The organism is Nocardia farcinica (genome assembly GCF_029867845.1).
GTDB lineage: Bacteria > Actinomycetota > Actinomycetes > Mycobacteriales > Mycobacteriaceae > Nocardia > Nocardia farcinica_A.
On sequence record NZ_JARWRU010000452.1, the window covers coordinates 1 to 2297 of the forward strand.

At 71.0% G+C, this 2297-nt stretch carries 2 protein-coding genes and 1 pseudogene; 1 reads left to right on the forward strand and 2 read right to left on the reverse strand.

The window, feature by feature from the left end:
* Nucleotides 1–168 precede the first annotated feature (168 nt).
* Nucleotides 169–594: pseudogene (locus QH283_RS09775) on the forward strand (acyl-CoA dehydrogenase family protein).
* A 101-nt stretch (nucleotides 595–695) separates the two neighbouring features.
* On the opposite strand, the gene QH283_RS09780 reads toward QH283_RS09775, so the two are convergent.
* On the reverse strand, nucleotides 696–1913 hold the full coding sequence (locus tag QH283_RS09780; RefSeq protein WP_280502697.1) for an acyl-CoA dehydrogenase family protein: 1218 nt from the start codon (nucleotides 1911–1913) through the stop codon (nucleotides 696–698).
* A partial coding sequence (locus QH283_RS09785; RefSeq protein ID WP_280502698.1) for an acyl-CoA dehydrogenase family protein occupies nucleotides 1910–2297 on the reverse strand: 388 nt, incomplete at its 5' end. The genes QH283_RS09780 and QH283_RS09785, both read right to left, overlap by 4 nt.

Here is a 2297-nt window from a genome sequence, read left to right on the forward strand (position 1 = left end):
GGTTGTGGGGGTGTTGTTGTTTGGGTGGGGGGTTGGGCGGGCCCCCCCCCCCCCGCGCCCGAAACGAATCGCGGAACACCGATCCCCCTATCCGGCGGCTGGTATGCCGCGACCGGCCTGCTGGATGGTCGCGTGCTCGACCTGGACCCGCACCGGTGGCGCGACGCGATGACCGTGCTCACCGCCGCCGACGCGCTCGGCGCCGGTGAGCGCCTGCTGGAGATGACGGTCGCCTACACCACGGTGCGCGAACAGTTCGGCAGGCCGATCGGCTCGTTCCAGGCGGTCAAACACAAGGCCGCGGACATGCTCATCACCCTCCAGGGCGTGCGCGCGGCCACCTATCGGGCGGCCATGGCCATCGACGCGGGCGCGCCGGACGCGAGCCTGTGGGCGAGCGTGGCGAAAGCGCATGCCGCCTAGGGTGTCAGCGAGGTCGCGGGCACGGCCCTGCAACTGCACGGCGGTATCGGCTTCACCTGGGAACACGATCTGCACCTTTTCCTGCGTCGCGCCAAGGTGGACGAGGCGATCTGGGGGAACGCGAGTTCGCACCACCGGCGGGTGGCCGCGTTGCTCCGGCAGGCCGGGTAGGCGCACCCCACCCAGCCGATGAGGCGGGCGCGCGCAGTCGCGGCAGGCGAGGCGGGTGCGTGCCCGGCACGCCCTCGCCCTCGGCCGGGAGCGATGCTCGGTCAGCGCGGCGGCATGGCCGGATCGTAGGGCAGTCGCAGCACCTGTTCGGCCACGGTGTTGCGCTGGATCTCCGCCGTGCCTGCGCCGATGGTGGAGGCGCGCGTCATGAGGAAGCCCTTCAGCCAGCGGCCCCGCTGCACCGCGTCCTCGGCGGGCGCGGCCACGATCCCGTCGGGACCGAGCATGTCCACGGCGAATTCGTGCAGGTCCTGTTCGAAGGCGGCGATCAGCAACCGGGACACCGACGAGGCCGCGCCCGGTTCGCCCTTGGTGAGGATGTCGGAGACGGTGCGTTCGGCGTTGTAGCGGATCAGCCGCACCCGCATCTCGAACTCCACCAGCCGGTCGCACACCAGCGGATCGTCGGTCAGCCCGCGCTCGTGGGCGAGGTCGATCAGTTCGTTCAGGACCCGACGGTAGGACGCTGCCTGGTTCATCGCGCCCGCCGACCGTTCGTGCCCCAGCGAGGTGCGTGCCAGCGGCCAGCCCTCGTTCTCCTCGCCGATCCGGTTGGCCACCGGGACGCGCACGTCGTCGAAGAACACCTCGGCGAAGACGGCGGAGCCGGTCAGATCGCGCAGCGGGCGGATCGTGACCCCGGGGGCGTGGGCGTCGATGATCAGGTAGGTGATGCCCTTCTGCCTCGATTCCGGTGAGCCGGTGCGGACCAGGCAGAACAGCATGTCGGCCAGGGTGCCGCTGCTCGTCCACACCTTCTGGCCGTTGACCACGTACTCCTCGCCGTCGCGGCGCGCGGTGGTGCGCAGCGAGGGCAGGTCCGAGCCTGCGCCCGGTTCGGAATATCCCTGGCACCACACGACGTCGCCGCGCAGCATGGGCCGCAACCAGCGCCGCTTCTGTTCCTCGGTGCCGTATTTGATGATCGTGGGCGCGACGATGCCGAGGCCGGTGCCCAGCGGACCGGGCACCCTGGCCCTGGCGATCTCCTCCTGGTAGATGATCTGCCTGCGGAACGACAGATCCATCCCGCCGTACTCGCGCGGCCAGGACGGGCCCGCGTACCCGTTGTCGACCAGGGTGGCGTGCCAGGCCTTGGTCCACCGCACCCGTTCCCCCGGGTCACGCGGGCGCGGCCCGGGCGAATGCGTGCTCAGGAATTCGCGCAGCCGGGCGCGGAACTGCTCGTCCGTCTCGTTCGCGCCGATCTCGTGCTCGCGGGTGTCGTGCTCGCCGATCGCACGGCCGGTGCCGGTCATCTCGCTCCTCGGATTCCTGCCAGCGCGCCGAGGCGGGCCCGGTGACTTCCTGTTGTGCCAAGCAACATCTCGCTGGTCTTGGCGCGTTTGAGGTAGAAGGGTGCGTCGTGTTCCCAGGTGAACCCGATGCCGCCGTGGATCTGGATGTTCTCCTTGGCGACCCGGGTGTAGGCGCGGCCCGCCCAGGCGGCGGCCAGCGCGGCGGCCAGCGAACCCTCCGGGTCGCGCTCGGCCAGCAGCGAGGCCGCCGCGTGCACGGCGTTGCGCGCGGACTCCACCTCGAGCAGCAGATCGGCGCAGCGATGCTTGATCGCCTGGAACGCTCCGATCGGGCGGTCGAACTGCACCCGGACGCGGGCGTAGGCGACGGCCATCTCCAGCGCG

Bases quoted from the DNA above. Each gene is read 5' to 3' on its own strand.
- QH283_RS09780 (WP_280502697.1), bottom strand. From the start codon at position 1,913: ATGACCGGCACCGGCCGTGCGATCGGCGAGCACGACACCCGCGAGCAC.